The sequence below is a fragment of the Faecalibacterium tardum genome, assembly GCF_040096515.1.
Classification (GTDB): domain Bacteria; phylum Bacillota; class Clostridia; order Oscillospirales; family Ruminococcaceae; genus Faecalibacterium; species Faecalibacterium tardum.
The window spans coordinates 1-5542 of record NZ_JBBMEO010000057.1 but is presented as its reverse complement, the minus strand read 5'-3'; the positions used below and the strand labels follow the sequence as shown (position 1 = coordinate 5542).

Genomic DNA, 5542 nt, shown 5'->3' with positions numbered 1-5542 from the left:
GCTTTGAAATGCGTGGTAAATTTTGCATCAGGTCAGCAGAGCCAGACGGAGCTGCGCCTTTACTTCGGGGTCTGCGTCCTTCAGAAGTTCCAGCAGAGCGGTCATGGAGATGGTCGGTTCGCCTGCGGCGGGTACAGCCTGCGGGCTGGGGCTTTCCTGTTTAGCATAGAACCCTTCCTCAAATTTCCTGCCCAGTTCTACACGAGAGGACTGCTGGATATGAGCGTAGGTGTTCACCAGCATATCCGCCGTGGCGTGCCCTGTGGTGCCCTGAACGGCTTTCACATCGCCGCCGGAGATCATCAGTTGATAGGTGGCACTGGAATGCCGCAAACCGTGGAACACAATGCGGGGGAATTCCGGGTGGGCATCCTGCCATTTGAGGAACTTCTTGCGGATCAGCACCGGCTCCACTGCCAGACCATTGGGTAGACGGAACAGCATTCCGCTATCATGGTAGCGTGCCGGGTCTTTCATCTCGTCTGCCGCCAACTGATTCAGCCACTTCTTCAATTCCTCTTTCAGTACAGAGGTCATGAAGATGGTACGGCAGGAGGATGCGGTTTTGGTGCTTTTCAGGATGAGGGAAGTGGTGCTGCGCTCCAGCTTGTCCGGGAATATCTTGATGATGCAGCCATCGTCCACTTGATTTAGGGCTTCTTTCCGCACCCGCTGCATGGACTTGTTGATACGGAAGGTTCCGATGCCATCTGCTGCGTCAAAATCGAGATCTTCCGGGGTCAGACCTACGATCTCGCCCTCTCGCAGTGCGCCCACCAGTGTGAGGTGGACTGCCAGATGCAGGATGGGGTCCTCCATGCTGTCCAGAGCCGCCCTCATTTCCTCTACCGTCCAGATGGTGCGCTCCTGCGTAGACTTCTTGGGGCTGTCCACGGGAACAGGGCTTTTGACAAGGATGCCCCACTCTACGGCATACTGGAAGGCAGTGCCCAGCAGCCGGTGCACCTCATGGATCGTTGTGCCGGAAAGGAAACGCTGCTTCTGCTTTTCGGTCAGTTCCTGCTTCTTGCCCTCGATATACGAACCGCAGGGCGTTTTGCTCAGGGTCGTGTAGAGGTTCTCCATGTGGTAGGGCTTGAGCTTCTGCATCTCCATGCTGCCGATATAGGGGATAATGAGATTCTGAATGGTGGAAAGGTTGGATTCGTAGGTTTTGGGGGCCCACTTGTGCTTGCTGCACTGTTTCGGCAGCCAGTCCATCAGGAACTCTGCCACCGTTACCGAGGACGGAATCAGGAAAGTGCCAGCGGCCAGTTCATGCTCGATTTGCTTTTTTCGGTTCGTTGCCTCCTCTTTTGTGGGAAAGCTCTCCCATTTGTCGCAGCTCTTGCCGTGCTCATCTTCGTAGGTGTAGCGGACGCTGTAAGAGTTGCCGCGCTTCGTAATATATGCCATACTGTTTGCCTCCTTATCAAGCTGCCCGGTAGAGCCACGCATCGAAGCTGTCCTTCGGCACACGGATGCTTCCGCCTACTCGCAGGACACGGAATTCGGTAGTGCTGTTGCACAGATTGTAAGCAGAGCGCAGGCTGATGGCCAGCATTCGTGCGATCTCTTCCACCGTGTACACCAGTTTCGTGGTTGCCGGGCTGTCAGTCGGAGACTTGACGGCATTGGTTTGAGTGACCACTTCCATTGTAGTGGGATTCGAGTCCTTTTGCAAGAACTTTTTCGTATAATCGGAAGATTGCACAGGGACAGTCATAGAATTACGGTCAAAATCCATAAGCATTGCTCCTTATATTGTCATATCATCTAAAAATTCAGCTTAAAGTTCTACATCTTGCCCACGCTTGCGGTTTCGCTGCGGCACATTCATGGTGCGCTCCTGCTTGGGGGCAAGAATCTTTTCCAGAAAGCCGCGCACCAGTTCGGGCGCACGGTGGAGAGCATCCAGATAGGGTTTCACGTCGTACAACAGGTCGTGGTACTTGTTGCTCCAACGAACGGCCTCCTTCTTGGCGGTGGAAAGTTCTTCTTTCAGGCGGCGGTTCTCCACGTCCATCATATAGCCGTGGTCGGCTTGCTTTTTCAGCTTGGAAAATTCTTCTTCGGTCAGCGAGTAGTTACCGAGAAAGGTGCGCTTGCCGATATAATCCAGATCGCGCGCATGAATGAGGGCTTCTTTCGTGAGCGTGGCCTTTTTCTGCACAGCGGCAAGTTCCTTCTCCTTTTTGGAGAGGGTCTGACTGGTTTTGGCAAGCGACTGCGCCTTTTGGTCGGCTTGGGCGGTCAGGCTGTCCAGACGTTCCTGCTCCCGCTGGACTTTGAACTGGGTGACGGTCAGGTGTTCTTCGGTGCTGCCGCGCTCACCGCGCTCTACATCCGTGTACCCGGCATTGCGCATATAGTTGAAGAAATCGTCTTGCAGGACACTGTACGACTTCTTCAGGACTGGCTTGCCGCTCTTTTGCAGGACAGGCTTTCCAGCATCGTCCAGCAGGGGCTTGGAAGCCCACTTCTTGCTTCGGCTGACCTGCATGACGGTCTCCTTGACGGTGCCGACCAGTGCCTTGTCCTTGCAGCGTTTCGACCAGAGGATCTGCTTTTCCACCACAGGTACATAGACCACGTGGAGATGGTAGTGGTAGACCTCCCAGCCCAGTGCTTCGGTCATGGCACGGTTGATCTCATCGGCGTGCATGACAGCCGAGAGGATATACTGCTCACCACCCACGATTTGCACAGCAGCTTTGTAGGCATCCGCATAGAACTGCTTGGCGAACTCGTAGCCGCCGTGGTTGTCAAAATAGGCCGAGTTGACATCAAAGACAAGCTCGCAGTAATGGGTGGCATCCGGCTTCAAGCCGCGCGTTGAAATCGTGCCAGCGGTTTCCAGTTGGGAGAACAGGTCGGTGTAGCTGGCGGTTGGCTTTTTGAAGTGGACGTTCCATGAGGTGCGCTGGGGGATAATGTCGGGGTTCCGATAGCTGTCCTTTTCGCGCTCATTGTGCTGCTGGGTGTTGCCAACGGCTTTGTCTGAAACGGCGAGATTTCGGACACTGGTGCGGTCAATACCATCATTTCTTGCCAAAGGGCATCCCTCCTTTCAAGGGGTACTGTTTAACACTCTTACTCATAATGCAGATTGTTTTGCTGATAAACGATAAAAATATATTGATTTTCAATTTAACGTGTGCTATTCTAAATGTGAAATCAAAGGGGGATGCAATATGGGTAAGAATGATTTTCGGGTTGATACAACTTCTTCCGAGAAAAAGACGTTTTTCAAAAAGAAACAAACACTTCTCGGACTGGCATTCTTACTGACTGTTCCGCAAATGTTCAGTGCAGTGATTCTTCCTATTCAATGGCTTTTGGGTGCAAGGCATGGAGTGGTTCTTAATGTCACTTCCATTGCATCGCAGGAACTGTATTTCCTTGTAATGACGATTGCCGGAATCTCTGTTTTGAAGATGATGCTTAGTGATAAAACTTTTTCAAAAACGCTGGTTCAATGCACTCGTCTTGAAGGCTATCTTATTGCGGTTGCATCTGTGATATTTCCGCTTTTACCGGGATATCAAGCGTCTGGTTCGACCTTTTTCTTCTGTGATTTAGTATTGCTGTTGCCCGGAGTGCTTTTGATTATCATGGCTGAGTTGTTGAAAGAAGCTGTTGCGATGCAGAAGGAATTGAACGAAGTTCTTTAAGGGGATAAGAATGGCAATCATACTACGATTAGACCGCATTATGGCAGACCGAAAGATTTCCTTGACAGAACTTTCTGAACGTGTTGGAATCTCTATGGCGAACCTCTCAAATCTAAAGACCGGAAAGGTTAGAGCAATTCGTTTTTCTACACTGGATGCAATTTGCCGAGAGCTTCATTGTCAGCCGGGAGACATTTTAGAATACGATGAAACATAGAAGGAGTCGGGACAGGTACATTCCGTTATGCGGCTTTTCTTTAGGCGAACAGCTTGTTTGCGGTGGGGAGATGCACTTCTTCGGAAGTGTAATAACCCACTATAACACTTTCATCCCTATGGGCTGCAAAGTGTAGTGGGCTCTTCGAGGACTCTCCGAGGGGGAACGTCTCCTGCGGGAGAGCTAATCGAGTTCACGTTTGCGAAGCAATGAAAGCCCCAGTGGGGCTTTTAAGTGACCGAACGGTCTTGCGCTAGCAAGATGGAGGGGCCTCGCCCCGACAAGTTCGCACAATGCGAACTTGATTGCTCCGTACGCATCTGAAAAAATTGCGTACGGACTTCAAATAACCTGTACGGTCTGTACGGCGTACGGCGACATAAAATATACACGATGATGCGTTTTAATTTGCTTCTGCTTGCCGTACGGGTGCGTACAAGTACAGACCGTACGGGTTGTACGAACTTCTTCCGTGAAAAAATGCACTTTTTACGGGCAGGGGGGGACAAGCGGCTCAATGCCCACGAAACCCCGCACCCTGCGGCCATCGGGCAGGTAGATGTTATGTACTGCACCAGAGTACCCCAAAGTGGGAACTCTGGTGCTTTTTGCCTTGTGCCTGAATATACGGGGAATTTTGCAGAAAGAGCAAAAAAGCGGCAAAACTGCAACGGAAAAAGAAAAAAGCCCTTACTGGTTGCAGGGCAGCAACAGCAAGGGCAGAGAGGTGACCGTATATTGAACAAAACGGCAGAGCGTATTATAATGAGGAAAAAACTCCAAAAGGAGGGCCGACCACATGGCACAGGAATATCTGCCCGCACCGTCCAACGTCCGTCTTGCGGACTTGATGAAAGAGCACAACATCAGCCAACCAGAACTCGCCAAGGAGATTGGCTGCTCCAAAAGCACCATCAACCGCTTCATCAGCGGCGCAAAAGGGACCCTGACCCATGAGCAGGTGCTGAAAATTGCAAGGCTGTTCAACGTGTCCACGGATTTTCTGCTGGGAGAAACCAACATCCCCGACCGCAAGAACTACGACATTGCCGAACTGGGCCTGTCCGTAGAAGCCGCAAAGAACCTCTACACAGGGCGTGTTAATACGGAGGTAGTTAACCTGCTGTTGGAAAACGCGCGCTTTGCAGAGCTTACTTACCGTATAGCGCAGTATTTTGACGATACCTTTGCGTCCGGTATCGCGGCGCAGAACGCTATGCTTACGACATTGAGCACCCTGTTGCGCACAAAGATCAAGACCCCGGAAGCAGTGAAAGCCGCAAAGGACATCAGCCTTCGGAGAAAGCCGGTGCACCAAGGCGACCTTGATGACATTGAAATGTACTTCATGGCGGCGGTCAAGGAAATCAAAAAGGGGATCGGGAGCCATTACGCCGAACAGGAAGCCATGAGCAAGAAAGTGGCAGAGAAGATGTTCACTGAATTGACCAAAGGGCAGGATGTGCAGCACCCAACGATTACGGCAGAGCAGTTGACAGATGCAATGTTGGACAGTGTTTCGGGCATGGAAGGAGCCACGCCGGAAGCACTGGAACAGCTGCGGAACGGTCTGCTGGGAATCTTGCAGTCTGCCGCAGAGCAGGAAAACGCCCATGAAGCAGACGAATGAACGGCTTTGTGCGCTGGCACA

6 protein-coding genes are annotated in these 5542 nt (G+C 51.7%); 3 read left to right on the top strand and 3 right to left on the bottom strand.

From position 1 onward, the window contains the following. Positions 1-27 precede the first annotated feature (27 nt). The 3 genes from WMO44_RS14260 to WMO44_RS14250 are packed head-to-tail and all read right to left on the bottom strand — an operon-like array spanning position 28 to position 3055. Positions 28-1416, bottom strand: a complete 1389-nt coding sequence (locus WMO44_RS14260) for a site-specific integrase (RefSeq protein WP_349152974.1) — start codon at positions 1414-1416, stop codon at positions 28-30. Between the two features lie 16 nt (positions 1417-1432). Next, the gene (locus WMO44_RS14255) at positions 1433-1747 is read right to left on the bottom strand and encodes a helix-turn-helix domain-containing protein (protein WP_097783233.1); all 315 of its coding nucleotides are present in this window, start codon (positions 1745-1747) and stop codon (positions 1433-1435) included. Between the two features lie 42 nt (positions 1748-1789). Further along, positions 1790-3055 carry a plasmid recombination protein gene (locus WMO44_RS14250; RefSeq protein WP_349152973.1) on the bottom strand — a complete coding sequence of 422 codons (1266 nt, stop codon included), beginning with the start codon at positions 3053-3055 and terminating at the stop codon, positions 1790-1792. 139 nt (positions 3056-3194) lie between these two features. On the opposite strand from WMO44_RS14250, the gene WMO44_RS14245 reads away from it, so the two are divergent. The 3 genes from WMO44_RS14245 (at position 3195) to WMO44_RS14235 (ending at position 5521) form a co-directional block, all read left to right on the top strand. Beyond that, on the top strand, positions 3195-3674 hold the full coding sequence (locus WMO44_RS14245) for a DUF2975 domain-containing protein (protein WP_349152972.1): 480 nt from the start codon (positions 3195-3197) through the stop codon (positions 3672-3674). Between the two features lie 10 nt (positions 3675-3684). Further along, positions 3685-3891, top strand: a complete 207-nt coding sequence (locus WMO44_RS14240; RefSeq protein ID WP_120120272.1) for a helix-turn-helix domain-containing protein — start codon at positions 3685-3687, stop codon at positions 3889-3891. Between the two features lie 799 nt (positions 3892-4690). After that, positions 4691-5521 carry a helix-turn-helix domain-containing protein gene (locus WMO44_RS14235; RefSeq protein ID WP_349152971.1) on the top strand — a complete coding sequence of 277 codons (831 nt, stop codon included), beginning with the start codon at positions 4691-4693 and terminating at the stop codon, positions 5519-5521. The last annotated feature ends 21 nt before the right edge of the window (positions 5522-5542 follow it).